This window comes from Pararhizobium sp. LjRoot238, from assembly GCF_964252955.1.
In the GTDB taxonomy this organism is placed as follows: Bacteria; Pseudomonadota; Alphaproteobacteria; order Rhizobiales; family Rhizobiaceae; genus Pararhizobium.
This window is the reverse complement of sequence record NZ_CAXUPP020000001.1, coordinates 4,058,780-4,073,218: the sequence shown is the minus strand read 5'-3', so window position 1 is coordinate 4,073,218 and position 14,439 is coordinate 4,058,780. Positions and strand designations below refer to the sequence as shown.

The 14,439-nt window shown below is 62.1% G+C and carries 14 protein-coding genes; 7 read left to right on the top strand and 7 right to left on the bottom strand.

The window, feature by feature from the left end; all coding sequences use genetic code 11:
- The first annotated feature begins 137 nt into the window (after window positions 1–137).
- A complete protein-coding gene (locus ACSQ3F_RS20045) occupies window positions 138–776 on the top strand; it encodes an outer membrane protein (RefSeq protein WP_436101819.1) in 639 nt (212 codons plus the stop codon).
- Between the two features lie 74 nt (window positions 777–850).
- Here ACSQ3F_RS20045 and ACSQ3F_RS20040 read toward each other — a convergent pair whose 3' ends face one another.
- Genes ACSQ3F_RS20040 through ACSQ3F_RS20025 form a run of 4 tightly spaced genes read right to left on the bottom strand, consistent with a single transcriptional unit; the run spans window position 851 to window position 3,591 of the window.
- The gene (locus ACSQ3F_RS20040; RefSeq protein WP_436101818.1) at window positions 851–1,441 is read right to left on the bottom strand and encodes a glutathione S-transferase; all 591 of its coding nucleotides are present in this window, start codon (window positions 1,439–1,441) and stop codon (window positions 851–853) included.
- Window positions 1,442–1,481: 40 nt separating this feature from the next.
- Entirely contained in the window at window positions 1,482–2,216 is a 735-nt protein-coding gene (locus tag ACSQ3F_RS20035; protein WP_436101817.1) for a ribonuclease T2 family protein, read from the bottom strand.
- Window positions 2,217–2,221: 5 nt separating this feature from the next.
- The gene (locus ACSQ3F_RS20030; protein ID WP_436101816.1) at window positions 2,222–2,653 is read right to left on the bottom strand and encodes a hypothetical protein; all 432 of its coding nucleotides are present in this window, start codon (window positions 2,651–2,653) and stop codon (window positions 2,222–2,224) included.
- Between the two features lie 59 nt (window positions 2,654–2,712).
- On the bottom strand, window positions 2,713–3,591 hold the full coding sequence (locus tag ACSQ3F_RS20025) for a 23S rRNA (adenine(2030)-N(6))-methyltransferase RlmJ (protein WP_436101815.1): 879 nt from the start codon (window positions 3,589–3,591) through the stop codon (window positions 2,713–2,715).
- Window positions 3,592–3,659: 68 nt separating this feature from the next.
- Here ACSQ3F_RS20025 and ACSQ3F_RS20020 point away from each other — a divergent pair, with 68 nt between their 5' ends.
- The gene (locus ACSQ3F_RS20020) at window positions 3,660–5,792 is read left to right on the top strand and encodes a molybdopterin-containing oxidoreductase family protein (protein ID WP_436101814.1); all 2,133 of its coding nucleotides are present in this window, start codon (window positions 3,660–3,662) and stop codon (window positions 5,790–5,792) included.
- Between the two features lie 6 nt (window positions 5,793–5,798).
- Window positions 5,799–6,395, top strand: a complete 597-nt coding sequence (locus ACSQ3F_RS20015; RefSeq protein ID WP_436101813.1) for an NUDIX domain-containing protein — start codon at window positions 5,799–5,801, stop codon at window positions 6,393–6,395.
- 90 nt (window positions 6,396–6,485) lie between these two features.
- On the opposite strand, the gene ACSQ3F_RS20010 is transcribed toward ACSQ3F_RS20015, so the two are convergent.
- The 3 genes from ACSQ3F_RS20010 to purM all read right to left on the bottom strand — a co-directional run bounded on the left by ACSQ3F_RS20010 (window position 6,486) and on the right by purM (window position 8,522).
- Window positions 6,486–6,731: a type II toxin-antitoxin system Phd/YefM family antitoxin gene (locus ACSQ3F_RS20010; RefSeq protein ID WP_436101812.1), complete on the bottom strand. Its 246-nt coding sequence runs from the start codon at window positions 6,729–6,731 to the stop codon at window positions 6,486–6,488.
- Between the two features lie 91 nt (window positions 6,732–6,822).
- Window positions 6,823–7,455, bottom strand: a complete 633-nt coding sequence (purN, locus tag ACSQ3F_RS20005; protein ID WP_436101811.1) for a phosphoribosylglycinamide formyltransferase — start codon at window positions 7,453–7,455, stop codon at window positions 6,823–6,825.
- Window positions 7,452–8,522 carry a phosphoribosylformylglycinamidine cyclo-ligase gene (purM, locus tag ACSQ3F_RS20000; RefSeq protein WP_436101810.1) on the bottom strand — a complete coding sequence of 357 codons (1,071 nt, stop codon included), beginning with the start codon at window positions 8,520–8,522 and terminating at the stop codon, window positions 7,452–7,454. Before purM ends, purN begins: the two co-directional genes overlap by 4 nt.
- A gap of 218 nt (window positions 8,523–8,740) precedes the next feature.
- Here purM and ACSQ3F_RS19995 point away from each other — a divergent pair, with 218 nt between their 5' ends.
- The 4 genes from ACSQ3F_RS19995 to ppx all read left to right on the top strand — a co-directional run bounded on the left by ACSQ3F_RS19995 (window position 8,741) and on the right by ppx (window position 14,356).
- Complete coding sequence (locus ACSQ3F_RS19995; protein ID WP_436101809.1) at window positions 8,741–9,877, top strand: AI-2E family transporter; 1,137 nt, start codon at window positions 8,741–8,743, stop codon at window positions 9,875–9,877.
- A 7-nt stretch (window positions 9,878–9,884) separates the two neighbouring features.
- Window positions 9,885–10,571 (top strand): DnaA regulatory inactivator HdaA, encoded by a 687-nt coding sequence (hdaA, locus tag ACSQ3F_RS19990; protein ID WP_436101808.1) that lies wholly within the window; start codon window positions 9,885–9,887, stop codon window positions 10,569–10,571.
- Window positions 10,572–10,636: 65 nt separating this feature from the next.
- A complete protein-coding gene (locus tag ACSQ3F_RS19985; protein WP_436101807.1) occupies window positions 10,637–12,823 on the top strand; it encodes an RNA degradosome polyphosphate kinase in 2,187 nt (728 codons plus the stop codon).
- 12 nt (window positions 12,824–12,835) lie between these two features.
- On the top strand, window positions 12,836–14,356 hold the full coding sequence (ppx, locus tag ACSQ3F_RS19980; protein WP_436101806.1) for an exopolyphosphatase: 1,521 nt from the start codon (window positions 12,836–12,838) through the stop codon (window positions 14,354–14,356).
- The last annotated feature ends 83 nt before the right edge of the window (window positions 14,357–14,439 follow it).

The window sequence follows — 14,439 nt, the reverse complement described above, 5'->3', positions numbered from 1 at the left end:
AAATTTCACATTTTGGCTCTTGTGAATCCGCATTTGGTCGCCAATTTCTCCGTCACCGGGCGGGTTAATTGCAATTTGTCCGATGTATCAGTTTAGGACCGCGAGGGTCCGGAGCATCGGTTCGAAAGGAGACTTTAATGCGTACTCTCACCACCACCCTCATGGCATCTGCCGTGTCCCTTATCGCCTTCTCCGCCGCGCAGGCGGCAGACGCGATCGACGAAGTTCCGGCTGCGCCGGCTGCCGAATATTCCGAGCCGGCTGTGAAGAACTGGTCCGGCGCCTATGTCGGTGGTACGGCCAACTGGGCTCGCGGCGAATATGACGCGACGGGCGGCCGCGGCGCTTCCGGGATGGGTGGCGGTCTCTATGGCGGCTACAACATGCAGAGCGGCCAGGTCGTCTACGGCGGTGAAGCCGATATCAATTACGGCGACAACGACACCCGCAGCCCCACCCGCAAGATGGAGCAGGGCGTCAACGGCTCGGTTCGTGCCCGCGTCGGCTACGACCTGAACCCGGTTCTGCTCTACGGTACGGCCGGTGTGGCCGCCTCCAGCGTCAAGGCAACGCAGGCCGGCAGCTCGGACAAGAACACGCTGCTCGGCTGGACGGCCGGTGCCGGTGCCGAAGCCTTCGTGACCGACAACGTCACGGCGCGCGTCGAATACCGCTACGCCGACTATGCCTCGAAGGACTTCAACCTGTCGGGCGGCAACGTTTCGTCGGGCTACGACGAACACAGCGTTCGCGTCGGTATGGGCGTCAAGTTCTGATCCGAACATTCATTGCATAACAAAAAGGCCGGAGCGATCCGGCCTTTTTGCGTTTCTGAATGAACAGGTACCGCTCAAACCTTGAACTGCGCATAATCCGGGAAGAACTTTTCGAATTTCTGCGGCCAGTTCTTCAGCTTCGGGCGGCCCTTCTGCCATTCGCCGGTAAAGCGCAGTTCGATATAGCGCAGCATCGCTGCCATGGCGAAATGCCCGGCATGGAGCTTGGCGCCGGTCTTCGGCATGTTGGCGTTGAGGTAGTCAAGGCCGCGCACGACCTTTTCCCACTGCCTGTCGATCCAGGGCTGGTGGATCTTTTCCGGCGGATGGAAGCGCTTTTCGTAGACGATGGCGAGCAGGCTGTCGCAGATGCCGTCGCACAGCGCTTCCAGCATCTCCACCTCGGTCCGCCTTTCGGCATTGCGCGGATAGAGCTTGCCCTTCGTCTCGCGGTCGATGAAATGCATGATCACCCGGCTGTCGTAGATCGCCTTTCCATCGGGCGTGATCAGTGTCGGGATCTTGCCGAGCGGATTGTTGGACACCAGTTCCGGCGGATTGGCGTTGGTGTCGGTCAGCACGCTTTCGGCCGCGATGCCAGCGTAGCGCGCGCCCATGCGCACCTTGTTGGAATAGGGGGAGGCGGGGGAATAGAGAATTTTCATGCGCTTGTTCTTTCTTCTAGACATCAGGGCCCTTTGGACATCAGGGTATGGGCGGCAGGCTGAGGTTTTTCAGCCTGCAGCCGCCGCGATCGATTTCGCTGCAGGCACGGAAGCTGAGATCCTTGTTGAAGCAGATGCGCACCTCGTCGATGCGTCCGTCTGCGCAGGTGACGGCCAGCGCATCGTCGCGCAGGCCGGGATTCGCGGCAGAAAGGGCGGTTTCGATCTCGGCGGCACTCGTTCGCTGGTGTGTTTCGACTGATTGCAGTTCAGAGGGTATCTGCACCTTTTCCCGGGCAGCGCGCAGGACGGTGAAATAGTCCCGCTGGCTCAACCCCGAACAGGAACCGTGCTTGCGCCATTCATGGCCGATCAGGCCCATCGACGGCATGATGTCGAACAAGGTGCGTCCCAGCGCCTCCGGCACCCGGTCGGATTCGCGTGTCCGGCAGAATTCCGGATAGCCCTGCTCGTTCTGCGGCCAGAGCCCGTGGACGATGAAGCCGTGGCTGTTTTCCGCCGCGCATTGTTGCGACCGGCCGGAAGGATCATTTTCCAGGCACCAGCTCGGCGACCACGAGAGCGACAGCACGTAGAAGTTAAATCCGCTGCCGAGCGGGATGGGGTCGGCTTTGGCCTGCGTATTGGCGATGGGAGTGGTTGTGGTGGGTGTGCCGGTATTTCCCGCCGTTTCCTTTCGTTGACCTTCACCGCTGCAGGCCGCCAGCAGAAGCGCGCCGACGAGCGGCAGGAGAATCCGCCGGAAACCAGTCACACGGCTTACCGCAGAGAGGCGCACTGCGCACCGTAGACATACCAGGGATCAAGGCCGCTCAGGCAGAACTCGATGTTGGAGCCGATGCCGGCAAAACCAAAGCCGCGCTCGATCAGGTACCAGAGCGCCCGCCGCTCGCCATCGGTCGTGACGGCGGTGGCGACGCAATATTCGCGCTCCACCGGCCGGGTTTCGTCGCGCAGCTCGAGCCGGTTCAGGCGCATGTCGCGGATTTCCGCGATGGCGATGTCCGCCTTCAGGTAGTGGCTGGCGCGATAGCCGAAATCGGAGGTGATGAAGCCGAGAATTGACCGGTTGTGGCAAGCCGTCTCGCCATAATCCAGTCTGCTCGACGGTTCGGCTGCGGCGGCCGGGACTGCACCGGGCAAGGCCGTCGCGAGGGAGAGAAGAAGGCATGCGGCGCGCATTCTGGTCATGATCGTCTCCCGAGTGTCCCCCGAGATTGCGTCTCCGGGGGCTGGCCGTCAAGTCTCGTTCAATCCCGCTCCGGCACTTCCTCGCCGCGCAGCCAGAAGGCGCGGGCGGAGGCGTGCCGATCCTGCTTCAGCCGGTCCTTGAGGAACGGCAGCAAGGCATCGAGTTCATCCTTCAGCGTATAGGGCGGGTTGACGATGATCAGCCCCGAGCCAGAAAGACCGGTCGTGTCACGATCGCTGCGTACCGAAAGCTCCGCGCACAGCATCTTCGGGATTTCCAGCGCCTTCAGCGCCTCGTGAAAGGCGGCAATTGGTGCGCCCTGTTTCAGCGGATACCACAGGCAGAATGTGCCGCCGGAGAAACGGCGCCAGGCCTTGGCGAGACCATCCGCCAGTCGCTCGAACTCGCCGGCGAGCTCGAAGGGCGGGTCGACCAGCACGATGCCGCGCTTCTCCTTCGGCGGCAGATGGGCGCCAAGCGCCAGCCAGCCGTCGAGCTGGGTGATGCGGCTCTGGAAATCGCCGTCGAACAGGCGGTGCAGCGTCTCGTAGTCGTCGGGATGCAGTTCCATGGCCGACAGCCGGTCCTGCGGCCGCATCAGCATACGTGTAAGCTTGGGCGAGCCGGGATAGAGCGTGAGGCGGCCATCCGGCCCGCGATTCGGATTGAGGTCGCGCACGGCGGTCAGGTAGGGTTCAAGCAGGGCTTTTGCCTTCGCCGGGATGTCCGCGTCGAGAATGCGGCCGATGCCGTCCTGCCATTCGCCGGTCTTCTGGGCTTCCTCGCTCGACAGGTCATAGAGGCCGATGCCCGCATGGGTGTCGAGCACGCGGAAAGCCTTGTCCTTCTGTGCCATGTAGACGATCAGCCGGGCGAGCACCGCGTGCTTCAGGACGTCGGCGAAATTGCCTGCGTGGTAGATGTGACGGTAATTCATTCGCGTCCCTGATCGTGCCGATGAAATGTTGGAATGCATGGCGGTTGGGACTTTGAGACCCTTCCGCGATGCAATATAGAAAAGCCATGAACGTTGCGACCCCCATCAAACCAGAAAAAGCCATCGCCCATTCGGTCTGTCCGCACGACTGTCCCTCCGCCTGCGCGCTCGAAATCGATCTGACGCAGGAAGGCCGGATCGGCCGGGTTCGCGGCGCCAGCGCCAATACCTATACCGCCGGCGTCATCTGCGCCAAGGTCGCGCGCTATTCGGAGCGCATCTACCATCCGGGCCGCCTGATGGTGCCGCAACGGCGCAAGGGCGCGAAGGGCGAGGGAAGCTGGCAAGACGTCTCGTGGGACGACGCGCTCGACGAGATCGCCGGCGCCTTCGTCAAGGCCGAGCGGCAATACGGCTCGGAAGCCGTCTGGCCCTATTTCTACGCCGGCACGATGGGGCAGGTGCAGCGCGATTCGATCGAGCGCCTGCGCCATGCCAAGCGTTATTCCGGCTTCTTCGGCTCGATCTGCACCAACCTCGCCTGGACCGGCCTGACGATGGCCACCGGCTCGCTCAGAGGCCCCGACCCGCGCGAGATGGCGAAGTCCGACTGCGTGGTGATCTGGGGCACCAATGCGGTTTCGACGCAGGTCAACGTGATGACCCATGCAGTCAAGGCGCGCAAGGAGCGTGGCGCCAAGATCGTCGTCATCGACATCTACGACAATCCGACGATCAAGCAGGCCGATATGGGGCTGGTGCTGAAACCCGGCACCGACGCAGCTCTCGCCTGCGCCGTCATGCACATCGCTTTCCGCGACGGTTATGCGGACCGGGCCTATCTGGCAGACTATGCGGATGATCCGGCCGGGCTTGAAAGCCATTTGAAGACGCGCACGCCGGAATGGGCCTCCGCGATCACCGGCCTGCCGGTCGAAGAAATCGAGGCCTTCGGCAAGCTCGTCGGCACGACGCAGAAAACCTATTTCCGCCTCGGCTACGGCTTTACCCGCCAGCGCAACGGCGCCGTCGCCATCCACGCGGCCGCCTCGGTGCCGACCGTGCTCGGCTCCTGGAAACACGAAGGCGGCGGCGCGTTTCATTCCAACAACGATATCTTCAAGTTCGACAAGCGCGAGCTAATAGGCTCGGCCATGCTGGATCCGGACATCCGGATGCTCGATCAATCGCAGATCGGCCGCGTCTTGACCGGTGATGCCGAGGCACTGCGCCATCGCGGGCCGGTGACGGCGATGCTCATCCAGAACACCAACCCGGTGAATGTCGCCCCCGAGCAGCGGCTGGTGAAGCGGGGCTTCCTGCGCGATGATCTTTTCGTTGCCGTGCACGAGCAGTTCATGACCGATACGGCAAAGCTCGCCGATATCGTCCTGCCCGCCACCATGTTTCTCGAGCATGACGATCTCTATCGCGGCGGCGGCCACCAGCATATCCTGCTCGGCCCCAAGGTGGTCGAGCCGCCATCAACGGTGCGGACCAATCTTTTCGTCATCGAGGAACTGGCGAAGCGCCTCGGCGTTGCCGACAAGCCCGGCTTTGGCCTCTGCGAGCGTGAGCATATCGACCGCATACTGGTCAACCACGGCACGGACTTCGACGGGCTGAAACACAACAAATGGCTGGATGTCCAGCCGGATTTCGAGACGGCGCATTTCATCAAGGGTTTCGGCCATCCCGACGGTAAATTCCGCTTCAAGGCCGATTGGACCGGAACGCCGGCGCCGAACCGGCCACCGAAGGCGCTGGGGCTCTTCGGTCCGCACGCGTTGCTTCCGGAATTTCCTGACCATGTCGACCTGATCGAAGTCGCCGACGAGAAACATCCGTTCCGCCTGGCGACGTCACCGGCGCGGTCCTTCCTGAACTCGACGTTTACAGAGACGCCGTCTTCGATCCAGAAGGAGGTTCGCCCCGAGGCGATGATCCACGCGGACGATGCGGAAGCACTTGGTATTGGCGATGGCGACATCGTCCGGATCGGCAACGAGCGCGGCGAAATCCGCCTTCATGCCAAAATCGGCGGCGGCGCACGGCGCGGTGTGGTGGTCGCCGAGGGGCTCTGGCCGAACGACGCGCATCTCGATGGGGAAGGCATCAACGTGCTGACCGGGGCCGACGCGGCTGCGCCCTATGGCGGTGCGGCCTTCCATGACAATCACGTATGGCTGCGCAAGGATTGACCGCGAATGACGAAATTCCGCGACGCGAAGATCGAAATTTTGAAAGACGAGACGCTTTCGAAAAACTGGTATCACCTGCGCAATGTCGCCTTCAATTACACCGGCTCCAACGGCGTGACGAAGAAGCTGAAGCGCGAGGTCTATGATCGCGGCAACGGCGCGACGATCCTTCTCTACGATCCCAGGCGTGACAGCGTCATCCTCGTGCGCCAGTTCCGCATGCCGGCGCATCTGAACGGTCATTCGGGTTGGCTCTTGGAAACGCCGGCCGGATTGCTCGACGGCGATCATCCGGCCGAGGCGATCAAGCGCGAGGTAATGGAGGAAACCGGTTATCTGGTCACGGATGTCCGTCCCGTCTTCCAGGCCTTCATGTCGCCCGGCGCGGTGACCGAGACCATCCACTTCTTTGCGGCGATCATCGACGCGACCGTGCGAGCCGAAGACGGCGGCGGCGCGGCACACGAGGACGAGGATATCGAGGTTCTCGAGGTGCCGCTCAAGGATGCCATGGCGATGATCGTGGGCGGCGAGATCTGCGACGGCAAGACCATCATGCTCCTGCAATGGGCGATGTTGAACCGGGCCACTTTAATGAAGTGATGTCAGATTTTGGCTGTCGAAGACTGCGAGACTCTTTCATTTTTTGAAAAAGTTCAGTTCTTCCTGTTGATCTGACCGACAATTGCCAGCTCATATCCAGCGGCGACCTTCGTCACGGAACTCGAAAATCTCTTCAAGGGTCACGCGTTTGTGCCGTGCGCGTTCCTTTCTGATCGCTTCGATCATGGCGATACGGTCTTCGCGGTTTTCAGTGGGCACAAGGCGCGCTACGGGCTTGCCGCCGCGATAAATGACGACGTCTTCGCCAGCTTCGACTTTTGACAGCAGTTTCGAAAGATACTTTTTCGCCTGCGCAACTTTGATTTCGATTGTCATTGGGGCCTCCCATGGGCCGGGATGGCTTTCGACGTCAAGGTAAGGGGCACCGGGAAAGTCGTCAAGGCGTCGGCCAGGTGAGCATTCTGCGTCAGATGGCCGTCGCAACCGCCCCGCTGTCCAACATCCACACCTTGGCCTCGGCAACCAAGCGCAAAGCCTGCGGATAGGTCCGATGTTCGACGGTCAGTACCCGCGCTGCAAGGGATTCTGCAGTATCGTCGGGAAGCACGGGGACCTTAGTCTGCGCGATGACGGGCCCGTCATCCATCCCTTCGGTGACGAAATGCACGGTGCAGCCGGCTTCCGTCATGCCGGCGTCGATGGCCCGCTGATGGGTATGAAGGCCCGGGAAAAGCGGCAGCAGGGAAGGGTGGATATTGATGATCCGGCCTTCGTAGCAGTTGATGAAGGCCGCGCTCAGCAGCCGCATGTAACCGGCGAGGCAGATGATATCAGGCGAAAGGCTTTCAAGCGCGGACAGGATCGCCGCTTCATGCGCGTCCTTGCTCTCGTAATCCTTGCGGACGAAGGAGAAGGTCGCAATGCCGAGTGCCGCTGCCTTGGCGAGCCCGCCGGCCTCGGCCTTGTCCGAAATCACCGCGACGATCTCAGCCGGAAAATCCGGTTCCGAGGCGGCTTTAGCCAGCGCCAGCATGTTGGAGCCGCCGCCGGAAATGAACACCACGACCCGCTTGCGGATCGTTTTCAGCGTTTCCGTCATAGGACGAGCGTGCCCTTGTAGATGGTGCCGGCACCGCCCTCTGCGCGGGCGACCATGCGGCCGAGCGCAAAAACGGTCTCGCCTTCTGCCGTCAGAACCGAAGCGACTTTTTCCGCATCTTCCGCCGCCACGACGACGATCATGCCGACGCCGCAGTTGAAGGTGCGCAGCATCTCGTTTGCGGCAACGCCACCGGTCTTGGCAAGCCAGGAGAAGACGGCCGGCGGCTTTATGGCGGAAAGATCGATCTCGGCGGCGAGATGCTTCGGCAGCACGCGCGGAATGTTTTCCGGAAAGCCGCCGCCGGTGATGTGGGCAAGCGCCTTCAGCGCACCGGTCTCGCGGATCGCTTTCAGAAGCGGCTTCACATAGATGCGCGTCGGGGTCATCAGCAGATCTGCCAGCGTGCCTTCGCCGAAGGGCGCGGGCGCGTCCCAGGCAAGGCCCGAGAGCGAAACGATCTTGCGCACCAGCGAGTAGCCGTTCGAATGCACGCCGGAGGAGGCGAGGCCGAGGATCACGTCGCCCTCGGCAATGTCGCCGGCCGGAAGCAGTTGCCCGCGTTCGGCAGCACCGACGGCAAAGCCTGCGAGATCGTAGTCGCCGCCGGCATACATGCCCGGCATTTCGGCCGTTTCGCCGCCGATCAGCGCGCAGCCCGCCTCGCGGCAACCGGCCGCGATGCCACCGACGATCGAGGCACCCTGGTCCGGATCAAGCTTGCCGGTGGCGAAGTAGTCGAGGAAGAACAGTGGCTCGGCGCCCTGCACGACGAGATCGTTGACGCACATGGCAACGAGGTCGATGCCGACCGTGTCGTGCTTGTTGGCATCGATGGCGATCTTCAGCTTGGTGCCGACGCCGTCATTGGCGGCAACGAGGACCGGATCGGTGAAACCGGCCGCTTTCAGGTCGAACAGGCCGCCGAAGCCACCGATCTCGCCGTCGGCGCCGGGACGCCGCGTCGAGCGCACATGCGGCTTGATCTTTTCCACCAAAAGGTTTCCGGCGTCGATGTCCACACCCGCATCGCTATAGGTCAGACCGTTCTTTCCTGGCTCGCTCATGGCTTGATCTCCGCCGGCTCTTCGTTTGGGATTGCGATTGGCATGATGATGGGGGAAGTGCAAGCATATTGCCTTTGAAACTCCCGCTTTTTTACTGTTTTGTCCCGTTGTTCCGGCCGTTTGCAGCCATAGGCTTGACCGCGGTCGGTGGCACATCCTATCTCCAAAGGCGGAAGCGGCGTGATGCGGCTTTAAGTGTGGGGCAACGGAACAGCGGCATGGTCAACAAAGTGAGCAGCAGTGGACTGCAGCGCCAGATCATCTTCTGGGTGCTTTTCCTCGCCGCCTTCATCGCCTTCCTGATGGTGTTCTCGACGATCCTCCTGCCGTTCATCGCCGGCATGGCGCTTGCTTATTTTCTCGATCCGGTCGCCGACCGGCTGGAGAGGCTGGGCTTGAGCCGCCTGATGGCGACGGTCGTCATCCTGTTCGGCTTCGTTGTCGTCTTTGCCCTGTCGCTCGTCGTCATCATCCCGATCGTTTTCACCCAGGCAGCCGATTTCATTCAGAAGATGCCGGGATACATCACCAAGCTGCAGGAATTCGTCACCAGCCCGCACGCCTCGTGGCTGCCCGATTGGGTGGCCGGGCAGATGGATACGATCAAGCAGAATTCCGCCAAGCTGCTCGAACAGGGGGCGAGCTTCCTCGGCACGCTGTTCCAGCAGATCTGGAATTCGGGCATGGCGCTGCTCGATATCATCTCGCTGTTCGTCGTCACTCCCGTAGTCGCCTTCTATTTGCTGCTCGACTGGGACCGGATGGTGGAAAAGGTCGATAGCTGGATCCCGCGCGACCACGTCGCCACGGTTCGCCAGATCGCCCGCGACATGAACCTGACGATTGCCGGTTTCGTGCGCGGGCAGGGGTCGCTCTGCATCATTCTTGGCCTGTTCTACGGCGTTGCGCTGTCGTTCGCCGGCCTCAATTTCGGCCTGCTGATCGGCCTGTTTGCGGGCATGATCAGCTTTGTTCCCTATGTCGGCTCGCTGGTTGGCCTTGTGCTTGCCGTCGGCGTGGCGCTGGTCCAGTTCTGGCCCAACTATCTTCACATCGGTGTCATTGCCGCGATCTTCTTCCTCGGGCAGTTTCTTGAAGGCAATATTCTTCAGCCGCGGCTGGTCGGCAAGAGCGTCGGGCTGCATCCGGTCTGGCTGATGTTTGCGCTTCTGGCGTTCGGCGCCCTCTTCGGTTTCGTCGGCCTGCTGGTGGCGGTGCCATCGGCTGCCGCGATCGGCGTGCTTGTCCGCTTCGGCATCGGGCGCTACCTTGATAGCACGCTCTATCACGGCCACAGGACCGGCAAGAAGGCCGAGCCGGAACCCGACCTCCCAGAGTACAAGCTTCCAGAGTAACAAGCGTATGGTCCGCAAGTTCGAACAGCTGCCGCTCGTTTTCGAGCACGAGCCTCAGACGGGTCGTGACGATCTGCTCGTGTCCGAGCGGCTGAAGGCGGCCGTGTCCATCATCGACAGCTGGCCGCGCTGGCCGTCGCCTGTCGTCATCCTCGCCGGGCCTGTCGGCTCGGGAAAATCGCATCTCTCGGCCATCTGGCGGGAAAACAGCGCGGCGGTCGCCATCCATCCGACGGCCGGCAGTGATGCCGCCGATATTGCCGCGGCGAACCCGGTCCTTTTCGAGGATGCCGACCGGCGCGGTTTTGATGACCGGGCGCTGTTCCATGTCATCAACAGCGTGCGCGAGAACGGCACCGGCCTGTTGATCACCAGCCGTTTGCGGCCCATGTCCTGGCCGGTCGAACTGGCTGATCTTCGGTCGCGCCTGAAGGCGGCGACCGTGGTCGAGATCGGCGAGCCGGATGATGAACTGCTGGCCCAGGTCCTGGTCAAGCTCCTGGCCGATCGCCAGCTCAGCGTCGATGACCGGCTGATCGGCTACATCGTGGCTCGGATGGAGCGCTCGCTCGAATCGGCCCAGACGATCGTCGAGCGGCTCGATCATCTGGCGCTGGCACGCGGCACGCGCATCAACAGGGCGCTCGCGTCGGAAGTGCTCAACGGCCTTGGAAAGACACGCGAAATCGATTGACTGTCACAGTTCCGTCGTCAAACTGCGCTAGGCGCTTCGGAAAAGCAAAAAGGCGGGCGGGGACAATGGACACTGTAACATCTGCAACGACTGTAAAAGAGCCGGTGGCCGATGAAATCGATCTGCTGACAAGCCCGGAACGCTTCATCAACCGCGAATTCTCCTGGCTCCAATTCAACCGCCGCGTTCTCGAAGAGACGCTCAATACCGCCCATCCTTTGTTGGAGCGGGTCCGGTTCCTGTCGATCTCCGCCGCCAACCTCGACGAATTTTTCATGGTGCGCGTTGCCGGTCTCGAAGGCCAGGTGCGCCAGGGCGTGCTGGTGCGCAGCCCCGATGGCAAGACGCCTGTCGAACAGCTGGAAGACATCCTCAAGGAAATCGACAACCTGCAGATGGAGCAGCAGGCCTCGCTTGCCGTCCTGCAGCAGTATCTCGCCAAGGAGGATATTCTCATCGTCCGTCCGGTGTCGCTGTCGGCGCAGGACCGGACCTGGCTGGCGAATGAGTTCGAGCAATCGATCTTTCCGGTGCTGACGCCGCTGTCGATCGACCCGGCGCACCCGTTCCCATTCATCCCGAACCTCGGCTTCACCATGGGCTTGCAGCTCGTCAGCAAGAGTGGCCGCGAGCCGATGACGGCGCTGCTGCGCCTGCCGGTGGCGCTCGACCGGTTCATCCGCCTGCCGGATGCCAAGTCGGTGATCCGCTATATCACGCTGGAGGATGCCGTCAGCCTGTTCATCGAGCGGCTGTTCCCGGGCTACGAGGTCAAGGGTTCGGGCACCTTCCGCATCATTCGAGACAGCGATATCGAAGTCGAGGAAGAGGCCGAAGATCTCGTGCGCTTCTTCGAGACGGCCCTGAAGCGCCGCCGGCGCGGATCGGTGATCCGTATCGAGATCGATTCCGAGATGCCGCTTGAGTTGCGCCATTTCGTCGTCGGCGAACTGAACGTTCCGGAAAACCGCGTCGCCGTCCTGCCGGGTCTGCTGGCGCTCAACACCCTGTCCGAGATTACCAAGGCGCCGCGCGACGATCTGCGCTTCGAGCCGTACAATGCGCGATTTCCCGAGCGCGTCCGCGAGCATGCCGGAGACTGCCTCGCCGCCATCCGCGAAAAGGACATGGTCGTCCACCACCCCTACGAGAGCTTCGACGTGGTGGTCCAGTTTCTGCTCCAGGCTGCGCGCGATCCTGAGGTTCTGGCGATAAAGCAGACGCTTTATCGGACCTCGAACGACAGCCCCATCGTGCGTGCGCTGATCGACGCGGCGGAAGCCGGAAAGTCGGTGACGGCGCTGGTCGAGCTCAAGGCGCGCTTCGACGAGGAGGCCAATATCCGCTGGGCGCGCGACCTTGAACGCGCCGGCGTACAGGTGGTGTTCGGCTTCATCGAACTGAAGACGCATGCAAAGATGTCGATGGTGGTGCGCCGCGAGGAAGGCAAGCTCAGGACCTACTGCCATCTCGGCACCGGCAATTATCACCCGGTCACGGCGAAGATCTATACGGACCTGTCCTTCTTCACCTGCAATCCGAAGATTGCCCATGACATGGCCAATATCTTCAACTTCATCACGGGTTACGGTGAGCCCGAAGCCGGCATGAAGCTGGCGATTTCGCCGCACACGCTGCGCCCGCGCATCCTGCAGCATATCGCCGAGGAGATCGCCCACGCCGAGGCTGGCCGTCCCGCGTCGATCTGGATGAAGGTGAACGCGCTGGTCGACCCGGAAATCATCGACGCGCTCTATAAGGCCAGCCGCGCCGGCGTCGAGATCGACTTGGTGGTGCGTGGCATCTGCTGTCTGCGGCCGCAGGTGCCTGGGCTGTCCGACAATATTCGCGTCAAATCGATCGTTGGACGTTTCCTTGAACATTCGCGCATCTTCTGCTTCGGCAACGGCCATGGGCTTCCCTCCGAGCACGCGCTCGTCTATATCGGGTCGGCGGACATGATGCCGCGCAATCTGGACCGGCGGGTGGAGACCCTTGTGCCTCTCATCAACCGGACTGTGCATGAACAGGTGCTGTCGCAGATCATGCTGGGCAATCTCATCGATAACCAGCAGAGCTACGAGATCCTTCCGGACGGAACGTCGCGGCGCATGGAAGTCGCCCGCGATTCCGAGCCCTTCAATGCGCAGGTCTACTTCATGACCAATCCCAGCCTGTCCGGGCGGGGCGGGGCCTTGAAATCCAGCACTCCTAAAGTCATTGCCGGCTGGGACAGCGGCCGCAGAAGATAAAACTGGAATTGCATGGTAGAATCTGAAGCCCAGGGGCGTTTGCCTGGAATTGCCCCGGTCTCCGTCGTGGATATCGGGTCGAACTCGATTCGACTGGTGATCTATGAGGGGCTGAGCCGGTCTCCCGCCGTGCTGTTCAACGAAAAGGTCATGTGCGGCCTCGGCAAGGGCATCGACGCGACCGGTCGCATGGACGCTGAGAGTGTCGAGCGGGGGCTGAAGGCACTGCACCGGTTCAAGGCTTTGTCCATGCAGGCACGCGCTTCGACGGTCTTCGTGCTTGCGACGGCGGCTGCCCGCGATGCCTCGAACGGCCCGGATTTCATCCGCCGGGCGGAGATCATCCTCGGCCAGAAAATCCGTGTGCTGACCGGCGAGGAGGAAGCCTATTTCTCGGCGCTCGGGATCATCAGCGGTTATCACGACCCCGATGGCGTCGTCGGCGACCTCGGCGGTGGTTCGCTGGAACTCGTCGATGTCGTCGGCACGAAGGTCGGCAAGGGCATTACCCTGCCGCTTGGCGGCATCCGCCTGTCGGAACATGCGGGAGGCTCGATCGTCAAGGCGCGCAGCCATGTGCGCCGCTACATGAAGGGCGCGCAGGTCCTGCAGAACGTCGCTGGTCGCACTTTCTACGCGGTCGGCGGCACCTGGCGGTCGATTGCCAAGCTGCATATGGAGATGCGCAACTATCCGCTGCACATGATGCAGGGCTATGAAATCTCCTTCGAAGAGGTGATGGCCTTCCTGCCCGAAGTGATCGAGCCGAAGGACACCAGGTCTCCGGCCTATGCGACCATCTCGAAGAGCCGCCGCGCGCTGCTGCCCTTCGGTGCCGTTGCCATGCAGGAAGCGATCGCGCAGATGAAGCCGGCGCGCATCTCGTTTTCGGCGCTCGGCGTTCGCGAGGGTTATCTGTTTTCGCTGCTGTCGGAAACCGTGCGTGCTCACGATCCGCTGCTGACGGCCGCGGGCGAAATCGCCATCCTGCGTGCCCGCTCGCCCGAGCATGCGCGCGAGCTCGTGGATTGGAGCGGCAATATGGTGCCGCATTTCGGCATCACCGAGACCGAGGAAGAGGGGCGCTACCGTCAGGCGGCCTGCCTGCTCGCCGATATCAGCTGGCGCGCCCATCCCGACTACCGCGGCTTGCAGGCGCTCAACATCATCGCCCATAGCACCTTTTCCGGTATCACCCATGCCGGCCGCGCCTATATCGCACTTGCCAACTATTACCGTTTCGAGGGCCTGAATGACGACGGCGCCACCGAACCCCTTGCGGCAATTGCCACGCCGCGCCTGCTGGAACTTGCCAAGCTTCTGGGCGGCCTGCTCAGGGTGGTCTACCTGCTGTCTGCCTCAATGCCGGGCATCGTCCGCAATCTCGATATCCGCCGCTCCAACGCCCCGGATCTCGATCTCGAATTCGTGGTGCCGTCGGCCTATTCGCAATTCACCGGCGAACGCCTCGACGGGCGGCTGCAGCAGCTTGCCAGGCTGACAGGCAAGCGGATCGCGTTTCGGTTCGAATAGGCAAGCGGCTTTCCGGCTGGAGGATGAGGCGGCGGCCTAAATCCGCAGACTGCTGCGAGGTCGCGCCTCGCCCTTTTGTGAAA

Coding starts and splice junctions, on each gene's coding strand:
- ACSQ3F_RS20045 (WP_436101819.1), top strand. CDS start 138: ATGCGTACTCTCACCACCACCCTCATGGCATCTGCCGTGTCCCTTATC.
- ACSQ3F_RS20040 (WP_436101818.1), bottom strand. CDS start 1,441: ATGAAAATTCTCTATTCCCCCGCCTCCCCCTATTCCAACAAGGTGCGC.
- ACSQ3F_RS20030 (WP_436101816.1), bottom strand. CDS start 2,653: ATGACCAGAATGCGCGCCGCATGCCTTCTTCTCTCCCTCGCGACGGCC.
- ACSQ3F_RS20025 (WP_436101815.1), bottom strand. CDS start 3,591: ATGAATTACCGTCACATCTACCACGCAGGCAATTTCGCCGACGTCCTG.
- ACSQ3F_RS20020 (WP_436101814.1), top strand. CDS start 3,660: ATGCAATATAGAAAAGCCATGAACGTTGCGACCCCCATCAAACCAGAA.
- ACSQ3F_RS20015 (WP_436101813.1), top strand. CDS start 5,799: ATGACGAAATTCCGCGACGCGAAGATCGAAATTTTGAAAGACGAGACG.
- ACSQ3F_RS20010 (WP_436101812.1), bottom strand. CDS start 6,731: ATGACAATCGAAATCAAAGTTGCGCAGGCGAAAAAGTATCTTTCGAAA.
- purN (WP_436101811.1), bottom strand. CDS start 7,455: ATGACGGAAACGCTGAAAACGATCCGCAAGCGGGTCGTGGTGTTCATT.
- purM (WP_436101810.1), bottom strand. CDS start 8,522: ATGAGCGAGCCAGGAAAGAACGGTCTGACCTATAGCGATGCGGGTGTG.
- ACSQ3F_RS19995 (WP_436101809.1), top strand. CDS start 8,741: ATGGTCAACAAAGTGAGCAGCAGTGGACTGCAGCGCCAGATCATCTTC.
- hdaA (WP_436101808.1), top strand. CDS start 9,885: ATGGTCCGCAAGTTCGAACAGCTGCCGCTCGTTTTCGAGCACGAGCCT.
- ACSQ3F_RS19985 (WP_436101807.1), top strand. CDS start 10,637: ATGGACACTGTAACATCTGCAACGACTGTAAAAGAGCCGGTGGCCGAT.
- ppx (WP_436101806.1), top strand. CDS start 12,836: ATGGTAGAATCTGAAGCCCAGGGGCGTTTGCCTGGAATTGCCCCGGTC.